15 protein-coding genes and 2 pseudogenes are annotated in these 18,656 nt (G+C 69.7%); 11 read left to right on the top strand and 6 right to left on the bottom strand.

Features of this window, described 5'->3' with window-relative positions; genetic code table 11:
* Window positions 1–60 precede the first annotated feature (60 nt).
* The 3 genes and pseudogenes from IEZ19_RS40060 to IEZ19_RS52765 form a co-directional block, all read left to right on the top strand.
* Window positions 61–510, top strand: a pseudogene (locus IEZ19_RS40060) (GNAT family N-acetyltransferase); the annotation flags it as partial.
* 6 nt (window positions 511–516) lie between these two features.
* Complete coding sequence (locus IEZ19_RS53820; protein ID WP_189316331.1) at window positions 517–816, top strand: tetratricopeptide repeat protein; 300 nt, start codon at window positions 517–519, stop codon at window positions 814–816.
* A 222-nt stretch (window positions 817–1,038) separates the two neighbouring features.
* Window positions 1,039–1,221: pseudogene (locus IEZ19_RS52765) on the top strand (tyrosine-type recombinase/integrase); the annotation flags it as partial.
* A gap of 75 nt (window positions 1,222–1,296) precedes the next feature.
* On the opposite strand, the gene glnA2 reads toward IEZ19_RS52765, so the two are convergent.
* Window positions 1,297–2,658 carry a gamma-glutamylpolyamine synthetase GlnA2 gene (glnA2, locus tag IEZ19_RS40045; RefSeq protein WP_189316328.1) on the bottom strand — a complete coding sequence of 454 codons (1,362 nt, stop codon included), beginning with the start codon at window positions 2,656–2,658 and terminating at the stop codon, window positions 1,297–1,299.
* 317 nt (window positions 2,659–2,975) lie between these two features.
* Between glnA2 and IEZ19_RS40040 the strand changes: the two genes are divergently transcribed.
* On the top strand, window positions 2,976–4,163 hold the full coding sequence (locus IEZ19_RS40040; RefSeq protein WP_189316327.1) for a globin domain-containing protein: 1,188 nt from the start codon (window positions 2,976–2,978) through the stop codon (window positions 4,161–4,163).
* A 138-nt stretch (window positions 4,164–4,301) separates the two neighbouring features.
* On the opposite strand, the gene IEZ19_RS40035 is transcribed toward IEZ19_RS40040, so the two are convergent.
* The gene (locus IEZ19_RS40035) at window positions 4,302–4,742 is read right to left on the bottom strand and encodes an RrF2 family transcriptional regulator (RefSeq protein WP_189316326.1); all 441 of its coding nucleotides are present in this window, start codon (window positions 4,740–4,742) and stop codon (window positions 4,302–4,304) included.
* 177 nt (window positions 4,743–4,919) lie between these two features.
* Between IEZ19_RS40035 and IEZ19_RS40030 the strand changes: the two genes are divergently transcribed.
* From IEZ19_RS40030 to IEZ19_RS40015, 4 genes are all read left to right on the top strand, one after another.
* A complete protein-coding gene (locus IEZ19_RS40030) occupies window positions 4,920–5,588 on the top strand; it encodes a thioredoxin-like domain-containing protein (protein WP_189316325.1) in 669 nt (222 codons plus the stop codon).
* Window positions 5,585–6,196, top strand: coding sequence for a DUF305 domain-containing protein (locus tag IEZ19_RS40025; protein WP_189316324.1), 612 nt, complete (start codon window positions 5,585–5,587; stop codon window positions 6,194–6,196). The genes IEZ19_RS40030 and IEZ19_RS40025 overlap by 4 nt, the downstream gene beginning before the upstream one ends.
* Before the next feature lie 222 nt (window positions 6,197–6,418).
* Window positions 6,419–8,359: a S53 family peptidase gene (locus IEZ19_RS40020; RefSeq protein WP_189316323.1), complete on the top strand. Its 1,941-nt coding sequence runs from the start codon at window positions 6,419–6,421 to the stop codon at window positions 8,357–8,359.
* 86 nt (window positions 8,360–8,445) lie between these two features.
* Window positions 8,446–10,512, top strand: a complete 2,067-nt coding sequence (locus tag IEZ19_RS40015; RefSeq protein WP_229841343.1) for an NAD(+) synthase — start codon at window positions 8,446–8,448, stop codon at window positions 10,510–10,512.
* Between the two features lie 87 nt (window positions 10,513–10,599).
* Here the strand turns inward: IEZ19_RS40015 and IEZ19_RS40010 are convergent, their stop codons facing one another.
* From IEZ19_RS40010 to IEZ19_RS39995, 4 genes are all read right to left on the bottom strand, one after another.
* On the bottom strand, window positions 10,600–11,817 hold the full coding sequence (locus IEZ19_RS40010; protein ID WP_189316322.1) for an MFS transporter: 1,218 nt from the start codon (window positions 11,815–11,817) through the stop codon (window positions 10,600–10,602).
* 108 nt (window positions 11,818–11,925) lie between these two features.
* On the bottom strand, window positions 11,926–12,987 hold the full coding sequence (locus IEZ19_RS40005; RefSeq protein ID WP_189316321.1) for an endonuclease/exonuclease/phosphatase family protein: 1,062 nt from the start codon (window positions 12,985–12,987) through the stop codon (window positions 11,926–11,928).
* A gap of 182 nt (window positions 12,988–13,169) precedes the next feature.
* Window positions 13,170–13,799, bottom strand: a complete 630-nt coding sequence (locus IEZ19_RS40000) for a TetR/AcrR family transcriptional regulator (RefSeq protein WP_189316320.1) — start codon at window positions 13,797–13,799, stop codon at window positions 13,170–13,172.
* A gap of 83 nt (window positions 13,800–13,882) precedes the next feature.
* A complete protein-coding gene (locus IEZ19_RS39995) occupies window positions 13,883–15,472 on the bottom strand; it encodes an MFS transporter (RefSeq protein ID WP_189316319.1) in 1,590 nt (529 codons plus the stop codon).
* Window positions 15,473–15,712: 240 nt separating this feature from the next.
* Between IEZ19_RS39995 and panB the strand changes: the two genes are divergently transcribed.
* From panB to IEZ19_RS39980, 3 genes are all read left to right on the top strand, one after another.
* On the top strand, window positions 15,713–16,579 hold the full coding sequence (panB, locus tag IEZ19_RS39990; protein WP_189316318.1) for a 3-methyl-2-oxobutanoate hydroxymethyltransferase: 867 nt from the start codon (window positions 15,713–15,715) through the stop codon (window positions 16,577–16,579).
* Window positions 16,580–16,809: 230 nt separating this feature from the next.
* The gene (locus IEZ19_RS39985; RefSeq protein WP_189316317.1) at window positions 16,810–17,838 is read left to right on the top strand and encodes an ATP-binding cassette domain-containing protein; all 1,029 of its coding nucleotides are present in this window, start codon (window positions 16,810–16,812) and stop codon (window positions 17,836–17,838) included.
* Entirely contained in the window at window positions 17,835–18,644 is an 810-nt protein-coding gene (locus IEZ19_RS39980; RefSeq protein WP_189316316.1) for an ABC transporter permease, read from the top strand. The genes IEZ19_RS39985 and IEZ19_RS39980 overlap by 4 nt, the downstream gene beginning before the upstream one ends.
* Window positions 18,645–18,656 lie beyond the last annotated feature (12 nt).

Here is an 18,656-nt window from a genome sequence, read left to right as displayed (position 1 = left end):
GTGCCCGCCCACAATATCTGATCATTTCGGGGCGTCTCACCCGACGATGTCAGAGAGGGGGGCGAGCCGGACAGCGGTGCCCGATGGGCGCCCGGATACCCCACCGATGGTGACGTGTCCGCAGCCAGGCGCTTCCTCGGCACCTGCGCGAACAACGGCGATCCCCAGCCGTTCGGTAACTATGAGATCCGTCGCCGCGAGGACGGCCAGGCGATCGGCGGCCTGGGCTTCCACGGACCCGCGGACGAGAACGGCAGCGTCACGATCGGCTACGGCCTCATCCCGTCAGCACGAGGCAAGGGATACGCCTCCGAAGCCCTGCGCGAACTGCTGCTGTTCGCGCGGGCACGCGGTATCACCCGCGTGAAAGGCGACGCCGACCACGACAACATCGCGTCCCAGCACGTCATGATGGCAGCCGGCATGCGGCCGGCCGGAGAAGACGAACGCGTCAGGTACTTCGAGATCGCCTGGACCAACACGACAGCGATTACCGACCCACGCTCCTAGCGGCCTCTGGAGGGAGCCGCTGACGCCGGGGGGGCGGACGCCTCAGGGAGCGGAATTCCATCGGCACTGGGGCGGTGGCGCGAGGCCGCCGACCACCTGCGCGATGCTCTGGTCCAGTGGCGGAACATCGGCAGGCTCGACGAAGAGGCCTGTGCGCTGTCGAATCTGGGAGAGGCTCTGATCGAACTGGGAGAAACCGAGGAAGCCCGCTCCTGCCTCCGTCAGGCCCTCGCCCTCGGTGACGCGGCCAGACCCAAATTCTTGGAGGCCGCACAGAAGCTCCTGGACTCCCTGCCCACCGAGTGAGGCCCGCTCGCTGCGGACTGGCTGACCAAGCATTACGCGGCAGGCCGGGGTGAGCTGTTACACCGCGATCAGGTCAACAGCACGGAACTTTTCCGACGTAGTCCACACACCCCGGCGGATCACTGCCTGGTTGGGCGGCCTGACAGGCGGACAGAAACCACCTTGTGCGCCATCTGGCGCTGAACTGGGGGAACTTGTGATCGCTTGAAGCGTGGGGCAACGCCTGAGCGGCGAACGAGGAGAAACGCAGCAGCCCGCCCGTATCGAGCGGGCATGCACGCGCCCAGGCACTTCTACGCCTCGGTTCTGCTGGACGCCGGCGAGAACATCAAGGCGTTGAGCAACGGCCTGTTCGAGGGCACCGATCCGGCGCCGGACGGCCCAGAGACGGCCCAGGGCCGATGAGACGCGGTGGGGCCGACGGTCCGCAACCGTCGGCCCCACCCGCCGAATCAGCGGGAAACCCGCCCTGACCTACGCCTACAGCACCGGCAGGTTCTTCCGCAGCTCGAACGCCGTGACCTCGCTGCGGTACTCGTGCCACTCGGCCTGCTTGTTGCGCAGGAAGAAGTCGAAGACGTGCTCGCCCAGCGTTTCCGCGACCAGGTCGCTGCGCTGCATCAGGGTCAGGGCCTCGCCCAGGTTCTGCGGGAGCGGCTCGATGCCCATCGCGCGGCGTTCCGCGTCGGAGAGGGCCCAGACGTCGTCCTCGGCGCCCGGCGGGAGTTCGTAGCCCTCTTCGATGCCCTTGAGGCCCGCGGCGAGGAGGACGGCGTATGCCAGGTACGGGTTCGCGCCCGAGTCCAGGGAGCGGACCTCCACCCGCGCGGAGCCCGTCTTGCCGGGCTTGTACATCGGGACGCGGACGAGGGCACTGCGGTTGTTGTGGCCCCAGCAGATGTACGAGGGGGCCTCGCCGCCCGCGCCCGCCGTGCGCTCGGAGCCGCCCCAGATGCGCTTGTACGAGTTCACCCACTGGTTGGTGACCGCGGAGATCTCGCCCGCGTGCTTGAGCAGGCCCGCGATGAAGGAGCGGCCGACCTTGGAGAGCTGGTACTCGGCGCCCGACTCGTAAAACGCGTTCCGGTCGCCCTCGAACAACGACAGGTGCGTGTGCATGCCGCTGCCCGGGTGCTCGCTGAACGGCTTGGGCATGAACGTCGCCTGCACGCCCTGCTCCAGCGCCACCTGCTTCATGACCAGGCGGAACGTCATGATGTTGTCCGCCGTGGAGAGGGCGTCGGCGTAGCGGAGGTCGATCTCCTGCTGGCCCGGCGCGCCCTCGTGGTGGGAGAACTCGACCGAGATGCCCATCGACTCCAGCATGGTGATCGCCTGGCGGCGGAAGTCCATGCCGACGTTCTGCGGGGTGTGGTCGAAGTAGCCGGAGTTGTCCGCGGGGGTCGGCCGGGTGCCGTCCAGCGGGCGGTCCTTCAGCAGGAAGAACTCGATCTCCGGGTGGGTGTAGAAGGTGAAGCCCAGGTCGGAGGTCTTGGCGAGGGCGCGCTTGAGCACATAGCGCGGGTCCGCGAAGGACGCGGAGCCGTCCGGCATGAGGATGTCGCAGAACATGCGGGCGGTGCCGGGGGTCTCGGCGCGCCAGGGCAGCACCTGGAAGGTGGACGGGTCCGGCTTGGCGATCATGTCGGACTCGTAGACCCGGGCGAAGCCCTCGATCGCGGAGCCGTCGAAGCCGATGCCCTCGTCGAAGGCCTGCTCCAGCTCGGCGGGGGCCACGGCCACGGACTTGAGGAAGCCCAGCACGTCCGTGAACCACAGGCGTACGAACCGGATGTCGCGCTCCTCCAAGGTCCGGAGCACGAACTCCTGCTGCTTGTCCATCTTCCGCTTCCCCATCCTTGCTGGTCAGGCCGCCTGCCCTCGTACACCACGGGAGGCGGTCGGGCACCTGAGCATCCCACCACACCACCGTTTCGTGCGCGTTGCGGACCATGATCGGCCGGCTGACCCGGGTCTGAACGCCCACCTACGGCAGGTGTACCGCTCCGTCGCCCATCTTGCCTGCTCGGACCGGCATCCGTAATGACCGGTCCGGGTCCGTTCGGCTCGGCTGGTCGTGTGGTCTCCAACACTTTAATTTGCATCTCAGATGCAAGTTTAACTAGCGTGCTCATCAGCCGATTCCGAAGGAGTCCCCGATGCTGTCCGAGCAGTCCGCTGCCACCGTCCGTGCCACCCTCCCCGCCGTCGCCGGGTCCCTCGACGTGATCACCGACCGCTTCTACTCCGGGATGTTCGCCGCCCGCCCCGAACTGCTGCGCGACCTGTTCAACCGCGGCAACCAGGCCGCCGGCACCCAGCGCCAGGCCCTGGCCGGGTCCATCGCCGCGTTCGCCACCCACCTGCTGAACCACCCGGACCAGCGCCCGGACGCGATGCTCGGCCGTATCGCGCACAAGCACGCCTCGCTGGGCATCACGCCCGAGCAGTACGCGATCGTCCACGAGCACCTCTTCGCCGCCATCGTGGACGTCCTCGGCGAGGCCGTCACGCCCGAGGTCGCGGCCGCCTGGGACGAGGTCTACTGGCTGATGGCGAACGCCCTGATCGCGCTCGAGAAGCGGCTGTACGAGGAGAGCGGCGGCCACGCCATGCGGCGCTGGGAGGTCGTCGAGCGGGTCACCGAGACCGAGGACGTCGCTTCGTTCCGGCTGCGGCCGGTCGACGGCGGTCCGGTGGCCGGTTTCCGGGCCGGGCAGTACGTCTCCGTGCGCGCCGAACTCCCGGACGGCGCCCGTCAGATACGGCAGTACAGCCTCTCCGGTGCGCCCGGCGAGTCGGTGCGGCAGTTCAGCGTCAAGCGCGTGCGGGGCGAGGACGCGCCCGACGGCGAGGTCTCCAACCACCTCCACGCCAGCGTGCAGGTCGGCAGCGTCCTGGAGCTGTCCGAGCCGTACGGCGACCTCGTCCTCGACAACGCCCCGGGCACCCCGCTGCTGCTGGCCTCCGCGGGCATCGGTGTCACACCCATGATCGCGATGCTGGCCCACCTGGCGGAGACCGGTCACGACGGCCCGGTCACCGTCGTGCACGGCGACCGCTCCCCCGCCGACCACGCGCTGCGGACCGACCACGAGTCGTACACGGAGAAGCTGCCGCAGGCCCGGGCGCACTTCTTCTACGAGCGCGACGCCGAGCCGGGCACCCGCACCGGCCTGGTGGACCTCGACGGCGTCGCGATACCGGCGAACACGCGCGCGTACCTGTGCGGGCCGCTGCCCTTCATGCGCGCGGTGCGCGCCCAGCTGATCTCCCGGGGCGTGGCTCCGGCCGACATCCACTACGAGGTGTTCGGCCCGGACCTCTGGCTGGCGCAGGCGGCCTGAGCGCTCCGCTGGAAGCGCCGCGGCATCCATGAGTGCCGCGACACGCAGTCGATCGTCCGCGGCTCCGCCGCGTGGGCGCGCCCACGCGGCGGAGCCGCATGTCGACACCACCCCGCGCCCCTTCGGGGCGCTCAGTTCCTAAGGGCGCCTGGTGATCCCCAGCAGCAGGGGCCCCGTCGGGGCCGCCGTGACGTCCTCCAGGGTCAGCGTGTCCAGTGAGGCGTAGAACGCCTCCTGGGCCCGCCGCAGAGCGCCGCGCAGCTTGCAGGCGGGGCTCAGGGGGCAGGGGGTGGTGGTGCCGCCCTCGCAGTCGACGACGTCGCCGTCGCCCTCGAAGCGGCGCACCACGGCTCCGACCGAGGCCGTGCGGCCCTTCTCCGTCAGGGAGAGACCGCCGCCCCGGCCGCGCCGGGCGTCGACCAGGCCAAGGTGCTGGAGCTCGGCCACCACCTTCGCGGCATGGGTGTACGGCACGTCCATGTCCTCGGCGACCTGCCGGGTCGTGGGAGTGGACGGGTCCGTGACCGCGAGCCGCATCAGGACCCGCAGTGCCAGATCGGTGGAACGCAGCAGGCGCATACGGGAAGGGTAATAATGCGCATCGCAGACTCCAAATATCGGGTGCATGCCAAGTTCGCGACAACCCGTTGACGTCCGGTTCCCACGGCCTCCCTACGGCAGGACGCCCCCGCCCCCTTACGATCAGTGGGCCCCACCGTCCCCGTCCGTCCCGACGACCCCCAGAAGGACACCGCCATGGGTTCCGGCAAGAAGAGCAACAGCGCGGCACGCAAGGAGCGCATAGAGGAGATGCGGCGCGCCGAGCGTGCCCGCGAACGCCGCAACCGCGCGCTGACCATCGGCGCGAGCGTGGTGGTCGTGGCCGGTCTCGTCGTCGGCGGTGTCGTCCTCGTGCGGTCGCAGTCCGACTCCGACAAGGACAGCGCCGCGAGCGACTCCAAGGGGTCCGGGCACTTCGTCACCGACGCCGACGGCGTGAAGACCTGGTCCGGCGATCTGTCGCGGACCCACGTCACCACGAGCGTGACGTACCCCATGCACCCGCCGGTGGGCGGCAACCACAACCCGGTGTGGCTCAACTGCAACGGCGACGTCTACACCTCCCCCGTCAAGGACGAGAACGCCGTGCACTCGCTGGAGCACGGCGCGGTCTGGGTGACGTACACCGACAAGGCGCCGAAGGCCGACGTGGACGCGCTCGCGGCCAAGGTGAAGCAGACGCCGTACTCGCTGATGAGCCCGTACCAGGACCAGGCGTCGCCGCTCATGCTGTCGGCGTGGGGCCACCAGCTGGCCGTGAAGAGCGCGAGCGACCCGGCCGTGGACAAGTTCTTCTCGACCTACGTCCAGGGCAAGCAGACGCCCGAGCCGGGTGCGTCCTGCACCGGCGGGACGATGAAGTGAGGCGGCACGTCGGCTGGATCGCGGGCGCCGCTGCGGCGGCGCTCGTAGCGGCCGGCGCGATCACCTATGCGGTCGCCGAGGACGGCGGTTCGGGCGCCGGGGTGCCCGCCGCCGACTCCGCGGACGCGGGGTTCGCGCGGGACATGGCGGTCCACCACCAGCAGGCCGTCGAGATGTCGTACATCGTGCGCGACCGCACGAAGGACGAGGAAGTCCGGCGGCTCGCCTACGACATCGCGCAGACGCAGGCCAACCAGCGTGGCATGCTGCTGGGTTGGCTGGACCTGTGGGAACTGCCCAAGGTGTCCGCGAAACCGCCGATGGACTGGATGGGCATGGGCGACATGCCGCCCGGCCAGGACGGCGCGCTGATGCCGGGCATGGCGACGAACGCCGAGCTGAAGAAGCTCGGCACGCTCAGTGACAAGCAGGCGGAGATCTTCTACCTGCAGCTCATGACGGAGCATCACAAGGGCGGCATCCACATGGCCGAGGGATGTGTCGCGAGGTGCACGGTCGGCGTGGAGAAGAAACTCGCCCAAGGGATGGTCGACGCGCAGCAGTCGGAGATCCGGCTGATGTCCGACATGCTCAAGGAGCGCCAGTAGCGCCGCGCTTGTAACACGGCCGTAAGGATGAAAGGCCCAATTCGCCCTGGCCGGCGCTTCTTTGAGGTTCTCTTGACTTTTACGTGCCCCTTGCATGAACGGTTCGTCGTAAGAGTGGCCCTCATCGTGTGATCCATTGCGGGCCACCTGCCGCCGCGGGCCCCCGGTGGATCGGCGACGCCCAACCACTACATGCATGCGAACCGCGATGCAGGGGGTTCTATGAGATCCAACCGTGCCAGAACGCGCGCCGGAGTGAGCCTGGCAGCGACACTGCCGATGCTCGCCGGCGCGCTGGCGTTCGGCATACCCGCAGCGCACGCCTCGGACAGCCCGGCCCGGCACTCGCTCGCGGGCACCAAGCCCGCGTGGGCGACGGCCAAGGCGGACAAGGGCGCCACCTCGGACAAGGCCCGGGTCTCCGCCCGGGTGTACCTGGCCGGCCGGAACGCCTCCGGGCTGGCCGCCTACGCGAAGGCGGTGTCCGACCCGTCCTCGCCGCTGTACGGCAAGTACCTGACCGCCAAGCAGGTGCAGGCGCACTTCGGCGCGACCAAGGCGCAGGTGGCCGCCGTCAAGTCCTGGCTGAACGCGGCCGGGCTGAAGGTCACCGAGGTCACGCAGCACTACGTCGCCGTCACCGGTGACGTGGCCGCCGCCGAGAAGGCGTTCGGCACCCAGCTGCACAACTTCGCCAAGGGTTCGAAGACCTACCGCGCGCCGTCGAAGGCGGCCTCGGTGCCTCAGAGCCTGAAGGGTGCCGTCCTGACCGTGACCGGTCTGGACAGCGCGCCGCACCGGGCGAGCCACCAGGACCAACTGCCGCCGCCGGACGCCGTGTTCAAGAACGCCGGGCCGTTCTCCTCGTACTACGGCTCGAACACCGCGACCACGCTGCCGAGCGCCTACGGCAAGAAGATCCCGTACGCCGTCGAGGGTTACACCGGCAAGCAGCTGCGCGCCGCCTACGGCGCGGGCACGTACACCGGCCGAGGCGTCCGCGTCGCCATCACGGACGCCTATGCCTCGCCGACGATCGCCGTCGACGCGGCCACCTACGCGAACAAGCACGGTGACGCGACCTGGAAGAGCGGTCAGCTGCACCAGGTGCTGCCGAAGAACTACAAGAAGACCGACGAGTGCGGCGCGGCCGGCTGGTACGGCGAGGAGACCCTCGACGTCGAGGCCGTGCACGCGGTCGCGCCGGCCGCGGACGTCACGTACGTGGGCGCCTCGTCCTGCTATGACGACGACCTGCTCGACTCGCTCGGCAAGATCGTCGACAACCACCTGGCCGACATCGTCTCCAACTCCTGGGGCGACATCGAGGCCAACGAGACCCCGGACGTCCAGGCCGCCTACGACCAGGTCTTCCAGCTCGGCGCGGTGGAGGGCATCGGCTTCTACTTCTCCTCCGGCGACAACGGCGACGAGGTCGCCCACACCGGTACGAAGCAGGTCGACACCCCGGCCAACTCGGCGTGGGTGACCGCCGTCGGCGGTACCTCGCTGGCCGTCGGCAAGGGCGACAAGTACCTGTGGGAGACCGGCTGGGGCACCGAGAAGGCGAACCTGTCGGCCGACGGCAAGAGCTGGAACGGTTTCCCGGGCGGGTTCACCTCGGGCGCGGGCGGCGGCACCAGCAGCACGGTGGCCGAGCCGTCGTACCAGAAGGGTGTCGTCCCGAAGGCGCTGGCCACGGCCAACAGCCCGGCCGGCAACCGCGTCGTCCCGGACATCTCGGCGATCGCCGACCCGAACACCGGTTTCAAGGTCGGCCAGACGCAGACCTTCCCGGACGGGTCGCAGCAGTACAGCGAGTACCGGATCGGCGGCACCTCGCTGGCCGCGCCGGTGATCGCGGCCGTCCAGGCCCTGGCGCAGGAGGCTCGCGGCGGCAAGGCCATCGGCTTCGCCAACCCGGTGATCTACGCCAAGTACGGCTCGAAGGCGTACCACGACGTGACGGACAACCCGACGGGCTCCGGCCTGGCGGTCGCCCGCGTCGACTTCGCCAACAGCTTCGACGCCACCGACGGCCTGCTGACCTCGGTCCGCAGCCTCGGCGTCGACAGCTCGCTCAAGGCCGTGACGGGCTACGACGACGTGACCGGCGTGGGTACGCCCGCGAACGGCTACGTCGAGTCGTTCGGACGCCGCTGATCCCCTGGCGGGACTCCTGGGGTGGCGTGGGGTGCACCACACCCCGCGCCACCCCATTGCGTCGCTTTGACGATTACACTGGGCCCGTGCCTCCGTTGAACTTCTGGTCGATCTATCAGCATGGCTTCGCACGCGTCGCAGCGTGTACGGGTCACACCGCCGTCGCGGACCCGCAAGCCAACGCCGAAGCGGTCCTTCGCCACGCGCGCCGGTGCGGCGGGGAGGGGGTCGCCGTCGCCGTCTTCCCGGAGATGGTGCTGTGCGGCTACTCGATCGAGGACCTGCTGCTGCAGGACGCGCTGCTCGATCAGGTCGAGGAGGCGCTCCAAGAGGTGGTGGCCGGGTCGGCGGAGCTGCTGCCGGTCCTCGTCGTCGGCGCCCCGCTGCGCCACCGCAACCGGATCTACAACTGCGCGGTGATCGTGCACCGCGGCCGTGTCCTCGGTGTCGTGCCCAAGTCGTACCCGCCGAACTACCGGGAGTTCTACGAGCGCCGGCAGATCGCCGACGGCGCCGACGAGCGCGGCGGGCCGATCCGTGTCGGCGGCGAGGCCGTACCGTTCGGCGTGGATCTGCTGTTCGCGGCCCAGGACGTTCCCGGTCTCGTGCTGCACGCGGAGATCTGCGAGGACATGTGGGTGCCGGTGCCGCCCAGCGCGGAGGCGGCCCTCGCCGGTGCGACCCTCCTCGTCAATCTTTCGGGCAGTCCGATCACGGTCGGGCGGGCCGAGGACCGCAAGCTGCTGTGCCGCTCGGCGTCCTCCCGCTGCCTCGCCGCGTACGTCTACGCGGCGGCCGGACTGGGCGAGTCGACCACCGACCTGTCCTGGGACGGCCAGACCATGATCTACGAGAACGGCGTGCTGCTGGCCGAGACCGAGCGGTTCCCGCTCGGCGACGAGTACGCGGTGGCCGACGTGGACCTCGACCTCCTGCGGCAGGAGCGGCAGCGGACGGGCACGTTCGACGACAACCGCCGCACTCACCGCGCGCGGACCGACGACTTCCGGACGGTCACGTTCGAGCTCGATCCGCCGCTCACCGACCTGGGGCTGCGCCGTCGCCTGGAGCGTTTCCCGTTCGTGCCGGCCGACCCCGACCGCCTCGCCCTGGACTGCTACGAGGCGTACAACATTCAGGTCGAGGGTCTCCAGCAGCGGTTGGCCGCGATCGGCGGCCCGAAGGTCGTCATCGGGGTGTCCGGCGGCCTCGACTCCACGCACGCCCTGATCGTCGCCGCCCGCGCGATGGACCGAGCCGGCCGCCCGCGCAGCGACATCCTGGCCTTCACGCTGCCCGGCTTCGCCACCAGCGACCACACCAAGGACAACGCCCACAAGCTGATGCGCTCGCTCGGCGTCACCGCGGCCGAGCTGGACATCACGCCCACCGCGCGGCTGATGCTGACGGAGATGGGCCACCCGTTCGCGTCCGGCGAGCCGGTGTACGACGTCACCTTCGAGAACGTGCAGGCCGGGCTGCGCACCGACTACCTGTTCCGGCTGGCCAACCAGCGCGGGGGCATCGTGCTGGGCACCGGAGACCTGTCGGAGCTGGCGCTCGGCTGGTCCACGTACGGCGTGGGCGACCAGATGAGCCACTACAACGTCAACTCGGGCGTGCCGAAGACACTGATCCAGCATCTGATCCGCTGGGTCATCAGCAGCGGTCAGTTCGACGAGGAGACCGGCAAGACGCTCGCCGCGATCCTCGACACCGAAATCAGCCCGGAGCTCGTACCGGGCGAGGAGATGCAGTCCACCGAGTCCAGGATCGGCCCGTACGCGCTGCACGACTTCACGCTCTTCCATGTGCTGCGGTACGGCTTCCGGCCGTCGAAGATCGCCTTCCTGGCTTGGCACGCCTGGCACGATCCGAACGCCGGAGCCTGGCCGCCTGGCTTCCCCGAGGCGAAGCAGGTGGCGTACGACCTGGCGGAGATCCGGCGCTGGCTGGAGGTCTTCTGCCGCCGGTTCTTCGCGTTCGCGCAGTTCAAACGATCGGCCATGCCGAACGGGCCGAAGGTCTCGGCCGGCGGTTCGCTCTCACCGCGCGGCGACTGGCGCGCCCCCTCCGACGGCAACGCACGGGCCTGGCTGCGAGACCTCGCCCGCTTCGACATCCCGGAGGCGGGACGTCACGAGACCGCTTGAGCGACAGTGACGGCGACGACGGCAGGGGGCACCCGATGGTCACCGGGCGCCCCCTCGTCGTGTCCGCGGGTCAGTCGTGCCCCCGGGTCAGTGGGTGAAGCTCTCGGAGTGCTCCGGCAGATGCGTGCAGACCACGCGCTCCCGGCCGGCGTGCTGGACGCCCCGCCGGTCCACGGCGTAGGCCAGGCCGGCCACCGCGAGTCCGAGCACCGCCAGCCCCGCCCCCGCGACCGCCGGTGACGTGACTCCGAAGCCCGCTGCCAGCGCCAGGCCGCCGATCCAGGCGCCGCCCGCGTTGGCGAGGTTGAAGGCCGCCTGGTTGGCGGAGGACGCCAGGGACGGGGCCGCCGATGCCTTTTCCATGACCATCAGCTGGAGCGGCGAACCGGTGATGAACGCCGCCATGCCGAGGAGGGCCACCGCCGGCACCGCGCTCCAGGCGGAGGACATCAGCAGCGGGAACACCGCCAGTACCGCCGCCAGGGACGTCAGGCCGCCGAAGAGGGTACCGCGCATCGAGTGGTCGGCCAGGCGGCCGCCCAGGAGGTTGCCCGCCGTGGCGCCGACGCCGAACAGGGCGAGGAGCAGTGTCACGCTGGTCTCGGCGAAGCCGGCGGCGTCCGTCAGCATCGGCGTGACGTAGCTGTACGCCGCGAACAGGGCGCCGAAACCCGCCACGGTCGTACCGAGCGCGAGCCAGACCGGCAGGGAGCGCAGGGCGGCCAGTTCGCCGCGCAGGCCGACCGTGGGGGCATGGGTGTGGTCGTGGGGGATCAGCAGGGCCAGCGACGCTATCGCCGCGAGGCCGATCACGCTCACCCCGAGGAAGGTCGCCCGCCAGCCCAGGTGCTGGCCGGTGAGGGTGGCGGCCGGGACGCCCGCGATGTTGGCGATCGTCAGGCCCAGGAACATCAGGGAGACCGAGCGGGCCTTGCGCTCGGGCGCGGCCATGCCGGTCGCGACGACCGCGCCGACGCCGAAGAAGGCACCGTGCGGCAGACCGCTCAGGAAGCGGGCGGCGAGCAGCGTCTCGTAGCCGGGGGCGAGCGCGGACAGGGCGTTGCCCGCGACGAACAGGACCATCAGCGAGATGAGGACCGTTCGGCGGGACAGGCGGGCGGTCACGGCCGCGAGCAGCGGGGCGCCGATCACCACGCCCAGCGCGTACGCCGAGACCAGATGACCGGCGGCGGGGATGGAGATGCGCAGGTCGTCCGCGACGTCGGGCAGCAGGCCCATCATCACAAACTCGGTCGTGCCGATGCCGAAGGCGCCGACGGCCAGGGCGAGCAGGGCCAGAGGCATGGAGTGCCTGTGCCTTTCACGGGAGAGCGGAGTCCGTACAGCCTATGTTCAAGTACGGAACAAAGTCTCTCAGGCGCAGTATTCCGGCCGGTTACGGCGACATGTCCGTCAGGACGATGTGTCCACCTTCACACGCGCGGCGATCGGGAGATGGTCGCTGCCCGTCTCGGGCAGGGTCCACGAACTCTCCGGCTCGACACCCTTGACCATGATCTGGTCGATCCGCGCCATCGGGAAGGACGCCGGCCAGCTGAACCCGAAGCCGCTGCCCGCCGCGCCCTGCGTCGAGCGCATCTGGGAGGTCACGGCGTTGAGCGCCCGGTCGTTCATCGTGCCGTTGAGGTCGCCCAGCAGCACGACCTCGTGCAGCCTCTCGTCGGCGATGGCCTCGCCGAGCGCGTCGGCGCTCTTGTCGCGCTGTCGGGCGGTGAACCCGGTCTCCATCTTCACCCGCACCGAGGGAAGGTGGGCGACGTACACCGCGAGCGGTCCGGCCGGGGTCGTCACCGTGGCGCGCATCGCCCGCTTCCAGCCCAGCTTGATGTCGACGGCCCGGACGTCGGTCATCGGGTACTTGCTCCACAGCCCGACCGTGCCGACGACCGCGTGGTACTTGTACGTCGACTTCAGCGCCCGCTCGTAGACCGGCACCGCGGACGCCTGCAGCTCCTCCAGTGCCAGTACGTCCGCGCCGGACGCGGCCACGTCACGGGCCGTACCGGACGGGTCGGGGTTCTCGGCGTTGACGTTGTGGGTGGCCACCATGAGGTTGCCGCCGGAACCGGTCCGGTCCGCGAGCAGCCCGCCGAACAGGTTAAGCCAGACGATCGCGGGCAGCAGCACCGCGATCAGGGCGCTCGCCGACTTCCGGATCAGGCCGAGGACCAGCAGCACCGGGATCAGCAGGCCCAGCCAGGGCAGGAAGGTCTCCGTGAGACTGCCGAGGTTGCCCACGGTGTTGGGGATGCGCGAGTGCAGTCTCAGCACCAGGGCGAGCAGGAGCGCGAGGGCGGCGAGCACGAGGCCCCGGCGCCAGATGCGGGGATCGCCGCGCCAGCCGTCGAGCAGGCGCTTCAGCAGGCGTTTCAGCAGGCGCCGGAGTCTGGAACCCCGGTGCTCGGGCCCCGAGCCGCCGTGGTCCGTCTCCGTCATGTACGCCTGCTGCGCCATACCGTCTGCCTCACTGCCCGCCGTGCACACCGTATCCCCCGGGTCACGACCCTAGGGGATGAACGGTTCCGTTCCGCCGTCGCATGACGGCCGTACGGAAGACCAGGACGATCGAGTCCGCGCCACGGGTTCCGGTTACCGGCCGGACGGGTGGTGGCTGTGACGAAAACCGCACATTCGGGCTACGTCTCCGGGGAGCTGACGGGCCGTAGTCCTTCGAGCACGGTGTCCACGATCTGCTCCGACAGCTCCCCGGGGAGATCGACGTCGGGGCGCATGACGGACCGTACGAGCATGGGGCCGACGAACATGTCGTTGGCCAGCTCGATGTCGACGTCCGTGCGGAGTTCGCCGTTGCGCTGGCCCCGGCGCAGGACCTCGAGGCTCAGGTTGCGCCGGGGCGTTATCACCATCGCGTGGTACGCGGCCCACAGTTTGGGGCTGCTCTTCATCTGCGCCTGGACGTTGTGCAGGATCGCCGACGACCGGTTGACGAGGCCCCGTTGGCGCAGGGATTCGAGCAGCACGACCAGGTCGTCGCGCATCGAGGTGCCGGGGAGTTCGGGGTCGGGGGGTTCGGCGGCGCGCATGACGTCGACGAACAGTTCCTCCTTGCCGCTCCAGCGGCGGTAGATGGTGGCCTTGCCGACGCCGGCCGTGCGCGCGATGCGCTCGATGGAGAGCTCCGAGAGGGGCACGCCCTCCTCCAGGAGTCTCATCGCGCCTTCCAGGATGGCGCGTTCCACGGCCTCGCTGCGCGGGCGGCCCCGGGCGGGACCGCACGGCTGCGGTCGGCTCTCGGCAAGGGTCACGTTTCCCGTCCTTCCACTGTGCTGCGGGAATTGTCCCGCAGCGGCCTCCTTCCCCCGTGACGCCTCTCCGTCCCCGGTCATCGTCAATCGGTGGCGGCGACCAACTCCTGCTCCTGCTTGCCCTCCTGACGCTCCGGCGGCTTGCCCGGCAGGAACAGCGCCGTCACCACGGCGCCGATGATCGCGACGCCGGTCCCGCACAGCGCCGTGACGTGCATGGCGTGCAGGAACGCGTCGTTGGCCGGGCCGACCAGAGCGTTGCCCTGCGGGCCGAGCTTGGCGGCGACACCCAGCGTGGCCTCGATGGACTCGCCCGCGGTGCCCCTCAGGCCCGGCGGCAGCAGGCCGAGCTTGTCCTCGATGCCGGTGCGGTACGAGGTGGCCAGGACCGAGCCCAGCACGGCGATGCCGAGGGCGCCGCCGACCTGGCGGAAGGTGTTGCTGAGTGCGGACGCGGAGCCCGCCTTCTCCCTGGGCAGCGCCTGCATGATGACGACGGACGTCGGCGTCATGATGTGCGCCATGCCGGTGCCCATGAGGAAGAAGACGACCTCGAGGAACCAGATCGGCGTGTCCTTCTCGAAGGTGCCGAAGACCGCCAGGGTCGCTGCGACCAGGATCAGACCGGCGGTCGTGGTGACCTTGTAGCCGAAGCGGTCCACCACCAGACGGGCCCGCGGAGCGAAGATCATCTGTGCGGCGGCCAGCGGCAGCATCAGCAGACCGGACTGCAGCGGCGAGTAGCCGCGCACGCTCTGGGTGTAGAAGACCGAGAAGAAGGTCACGCCCATCAGCGCGAAGAACACGAGCGCGATGGCGCTCATGGCGGCCGAGAAGACCTTGTTCTTGAAATAGGTGACATCGAGCGACGGGTGGGTGCTGCGCTTCTCGAAGATCACGAACCCGGCCAGCACCACAAGACCGGCGGCGATGGTCGCGAGCACCTTGGCGTCCTTGAAGTCGGCCAGCTCGCCACCCTTGATGATGCCGTAGACGAGCAGGACCAGGCCGACGACGGACAGCACCACGCCGACGGGGTCGAGGCGGCCGGGCCTGGGGTCGCGCGAGTCGGGCACGAGCCAGATCATCAGCGCGACGGCGACGATCACGATCGGCACGTTGATCAGGAAGACGGAACCCCACCAGAAGTGGTCGAGCAGCGCGCCGCCGGTGATCGGCCCGATGGCGATGGCGAGACCGACACCGCCCGCCCAGATGCCGATGGCCTTCGGCTGCTCCTCGCGCTCGAAGACGTTCATCAGCACGGCGAGGGTGGCGGGCATGACGAAGGCGGCGCCGAGCGCCATGAGCGCGCGGTAGGCGATGAGCGTGCCCGGGGAGCCGGACTCGGCGGCGAGGGCCGAGCCGACACCGAACACGATCAGACCGCCGAGCAGCACCTTCTTGCGGCCGAGCCGGTCGCCGATGAGACCCGCCGTGAACAAGAGGCCCGCGAAGACGAGGGTGTACGAGTTGATCGCCCACTCGATCTCGCTCTGGGTGGCGCCGAGTCCGGTCGGCGCCGGGGTGGAGATCGTCTTGATCGCGACGTTCAGGATCGAGTTGTCCAGCACGACGATCAGCAGGCTGAGCATGAGGACGCCGAGGATCGCCCAGCGGCGCCGGTGCACCGTTTCGGGTATGCGCCGGGCTGGGGCGGCAGGAGTTGTCATGATGACGACCCTAGGACAATTCCAATACGGCACCGTCTCGTATCTGAATTCCTTTGCCGAGACGTTGCACAGCCCGCCGGCGGCCCACCCGGCGGCGAGCGGGGCACGAGCCCGGTGCGATGGGATGACGTACTGGATCACACGGGGGTCCTCTGGCCCCGACCGGCACGAGGTGCCACCATGGTGGGGATCCGGGGACGCCGTCAGGGCGCCTCGAGATGACCTGAAGGAGCCGTTGCAATGACGCAGCTTTCGGCTGCCCGGACGAAGCCCTCCGACGGCAGCAAGGCGCTGTACGGGGGCAAGGGCACGCGCCGCATCACCGTCCGCGACATCGCCCTCGCCAAGGAGCGGGGCGAGAAGTGGCCCATACTCACCGCGTACGACGCGATGACCGCGTCCGTCTTCGACGAGGCCGGGATCCCGGTGATGCTGGTCGGCGACTCGGCGGGCAACTGCCACCTCGGGTACGAGACGACGGTACCCGTCACCCTCGACGAGATGACCATGCTGTCGGCGGCGGTCGTGCGCGGCACGCAGCGCGCGCTGATCGTCGCCGACCTGCCCTTCGGCTCCTACCAGGAGGGCCCCGTGCAGGCGCTGCGCTCGGCGACCCGGATGGTCAAGGAGGCCGGCGTCGGCGCCGTGAAGCTGGAGGGCGGCGAGCGCTCGCACGACCAGATCCGGCTGCTGGTCGAGTCCGGCATCCCGGTGATGGCCCACATCGGCCTGACCCCGCAGTCCGTCAACGCCATGGGCTACCGGGTCCAGGGGCGTGGCGAGGAGGCGGCCCAGCAGCTGCTGCGCGACGCGAAGGCCGTGCAGGACGCGGGCGCGTTCGCCGTCGTCCTCGAGCTGGTGCCGGCGGAGCTGGCTGCCGAGGTGACGCGCGTGCTGCACATCCCGACGGTCGGCATCGGCGCGGGTCCGCAGACGGACGCGCAGGTGCTGGTGTGGACCGACATGATGGGTCTGACCTCGGGGCGTGTCCCCAAGTTCGTGAAGAAGTACGCCGACCTGCGCGAGGTCATGGGCAACGCGGCGAAGGCCTTCGCGGAGGACGTCGTGGGCGGGACGTTCCCGCTGGAGGAACACTCGGTCCACTGAGCCTGCCGGCTCCCTGAGCCACTGCGGAAACACCACGGACGGCCCGCCGATCTTCCCCCGTCGACGGGCCGTCCCCCTTTTTTGCGCCTGAACCGGCGCCGCTCTCGCGGAGGCGGTTGCTCGCAGTCGCGGTTTCTCGATCGACAGTTGCGGTGCTCGTCGGGGACCCGTCGGCAGCTTGTAGGCCCGTTGTCGGTGGTTTGTCGGTGGGGGGTGGCACCGTCTTGCCCATGACGCGAACCGACAACAACCCAGGCGGCACGAGCCACGCAGTGACCGTGCGGGGGCTGGTCAAGCACTACGGCGAGACCAAGGCACTGGACGGTGTCGATCTGGACGTGCGCGAGGGCACCGTGATGGGTGTGCTCGGGCCGAACGGTGCCGGCAAGACCACCCTCGTACGCATCCTGTCCACCCTCCTCGCCCCGGACGCCGGACAGGCGACCGTGGCCGGATACGACGTCGTACGGCAGCCCAGGCAGCTGCGCCGGGTGATCGGCCTCACCGGGCAGTACGCGTCGGTCGACGAGAAGCTCCCGGGCTGGGAGAACCTGTACCTGATCGGGCGGCTGCTCGACCTGCCGCGCAAGGAGGCCCGCGCCCGGGCCGACGAACTGCTGGAGCGGTTCTCGCTGACCGAGGCCGCGCGGCGCCCGGCGTCCACGTACTCCGGCGGCATGCGGCGACGGCTCGACCTGGCCGCCTCCATGATCGGCCGGCCCCAGGTGCTGTTCCTGGACGAGCCGACCACCGGTCTCGACCCGCGCACCCGCAACGAGGTGTGGGACGAGGTCAAGGCCATGGTCGGGGACGGGGTCACCGTCCTGCTGACCACTCAGTACATGGAGGAGGCCGAACAGCTCGCCTCCGAGCTGACCGTCGTCGACCGAGGCAAGGTCATCGCGGGCGGCCGTATCGAGGAGCTGAAGGCAAAGGTCGGCGGGCGCACGCTGCGGGTACGGCCCACCGATCCGCTGGAGCTGCGCCCGCTCGCCACGATGCTGGACGACCTGGGCATCACCGGGCTCGCCGCCACGACCGTGGACACGGACACCGGCACCCTGCTGGTGCCGGTGCTCAGCGACGAGCAGCTGACCGCGGTGGTCGGCGCTGTCACCGCGCACGGCATCACCATCTCCTCGATCACCACCGAACTGCCCAGCCTGGACGAGGTGTTCCTGTCCCTCACCGGCCACCGGGCCAGTGCCCCGCAGGACGCCACGCCCACCATCGACACCCTCGAAGAGGTCGCCGTATGAGCGCCACCGCCGTGACTCCCACCGACGCCCGTATCCCGCTGCGCGGGCATCTGCGCCACACCGGTGCGCTCATCCGCCGCAATCTGCTGTGGATCCGCCAGGACCCGGAGTCGATGTTCGACGCGCTGCTGATGCCGATCGTGTTCACCCTGCTGTTCGTGTACGTCTTCGGCGGCTCGATCGGCCAGGCGCTGGGCGGCGGTCAGAACCAGTACGTGCAGTACGTCATCCCCGGCATGCTGGCGATGATGAGCATGACGCTGTCCCAGGGCGTCGGCACCGGCTTCAGCCAGGACTTCAACAGCGGTGTCATGGACCGCTTCCGGTCGCTGCCGATCGGGCGCGGCTCGGTGCTGTTCGCGAAGATCGCCGTCGAGCTGGCACGGATGCTGTTCGCGACGGCCGTGCTGATGGTGGTCGCCGTGCTGGTCGGCTTCGACATCACCAACTGGCCGGGCCTGTTCGCGACGGTGGGCCTGTCCGGGCTGTTCGCCTCGTCGATCATGTGGGTGTTCCTCACCCTCGGCGTCGTCCTGAAGAACGCGCAGTCCGTGCAGGCGATGGGCTTCCTGGTGCTGTTCCCGCTGCAGTTCGGCTCGTCGATCTTCGCGCCGACGAACTCGATGCCGAGCTGGCTGCAGCACTTCACCGACTACAACCCGCTGTCCACGCTCGCGGACGCGGCCCGTGGGCTCATGGTGGGCGGCCCGGTGGCCCACGATCTGTGGGTGACGGTGGGCTGGTCGGTGGCGATCACCGCGGTGATGGCTCCCGTGGCGATCCACAAGTTCCGTACCAAGAGCTGACGTTCGGCGCTC

The organism is Streptomyces brasiliensis (assembly GCF_014647875.1).
GTDB classification, from domain to species: Bacteria; Actinomycetota; Actinomycetes; order Streptomycetales; family Streptomycetaceae; genus Streptomyces; species Streptomyces brasiliensis.
The sequence above is the reverse complement of the archived record's forward strand: the minus strand, read 5'-3'. Positions and strand labels throughout refer to the sequence as shown.

Bases quoted from the DNA above. Each gene is read 5' to 3' on its own strand.
- IEZ19_RS40020 (WP_189316323.1), top strand. From the start codon at position 6,419: ATGAGATCCAACCGTGCCAGAACGCGCGCCGGAGTGAGCCTGGCAGCG.
- glnA2 (WP_189316328.1), bottom strand. From the start codon at position 2,658: ATGGACAAGCAGCAGGAGTTCGTGCTCCGGACCTTGGAGGAGCGCGAC.
- IEZ19_RS40030 (WP_189316325.1), top strand. From the start codon at position 4,920: ATGGGTTCCGGCAAGAAGAGCAACAGCGCGGCACGCAAGGAGCGCATA.
- IEZ19_RS40035 (WP_189316326.1), bottom strand. From the start codon at position 4,742: ATGCGCCTGCTGCGTTCCACCGATCTGGCACTGCGGGTCCTGATGCGG.
- IEZ19_RS39995 (WP_189316319.1), bottom strand. From the start codon at position 15,472: ATGACAACTCCTGCCGCCCCAGCCCGGCGCATACCCGAAACGGTGCAC.
- IEZ19_RS39980 (WP_189316316.1), top strand. From the start codon at position 17,835: ATGAGCGCCACCGCCGTGACTCCCACCGACGCCCGTATCCCGCTGCGC.
- panB (WP_189316318.1), top strand. From the start codon at position 15,713: ATGACGCAGCTTTCGGCTGCCCGGACGAAGCCCTCCGACGGCAGCAAG.
- IEZ19_RS39985 (WP_189316317.1), top strand. From the start codon at position 16,810: ATGACGCGAACCGACAACAACCCAGGCGGCACGAGCCACGCAGTGACC.
- IEZ19_RS40010 (WP_189316322.1), bottom strand. From the start codon at position 11,817: ATGCCTCTGGCCCTGCTCGCCCTGGCCGTCGGCGCCTTCGGCATCGGC.
- IEZ19_RS40040 (WP_189316327.1), top strand. From the start codon at position 2,976: ATGCTGTCCGAGCAGTCCGCTGCCACCGTCCGTGCCACCCTCCCCGCC.
- IEZ19_RS40005 (WP_189316321.1), bottom strand. From the start codon at position 12,987: ATGGCGCAGCAGGCGTACATGACGGAGACGGACCACGGCGGCTCGGGG.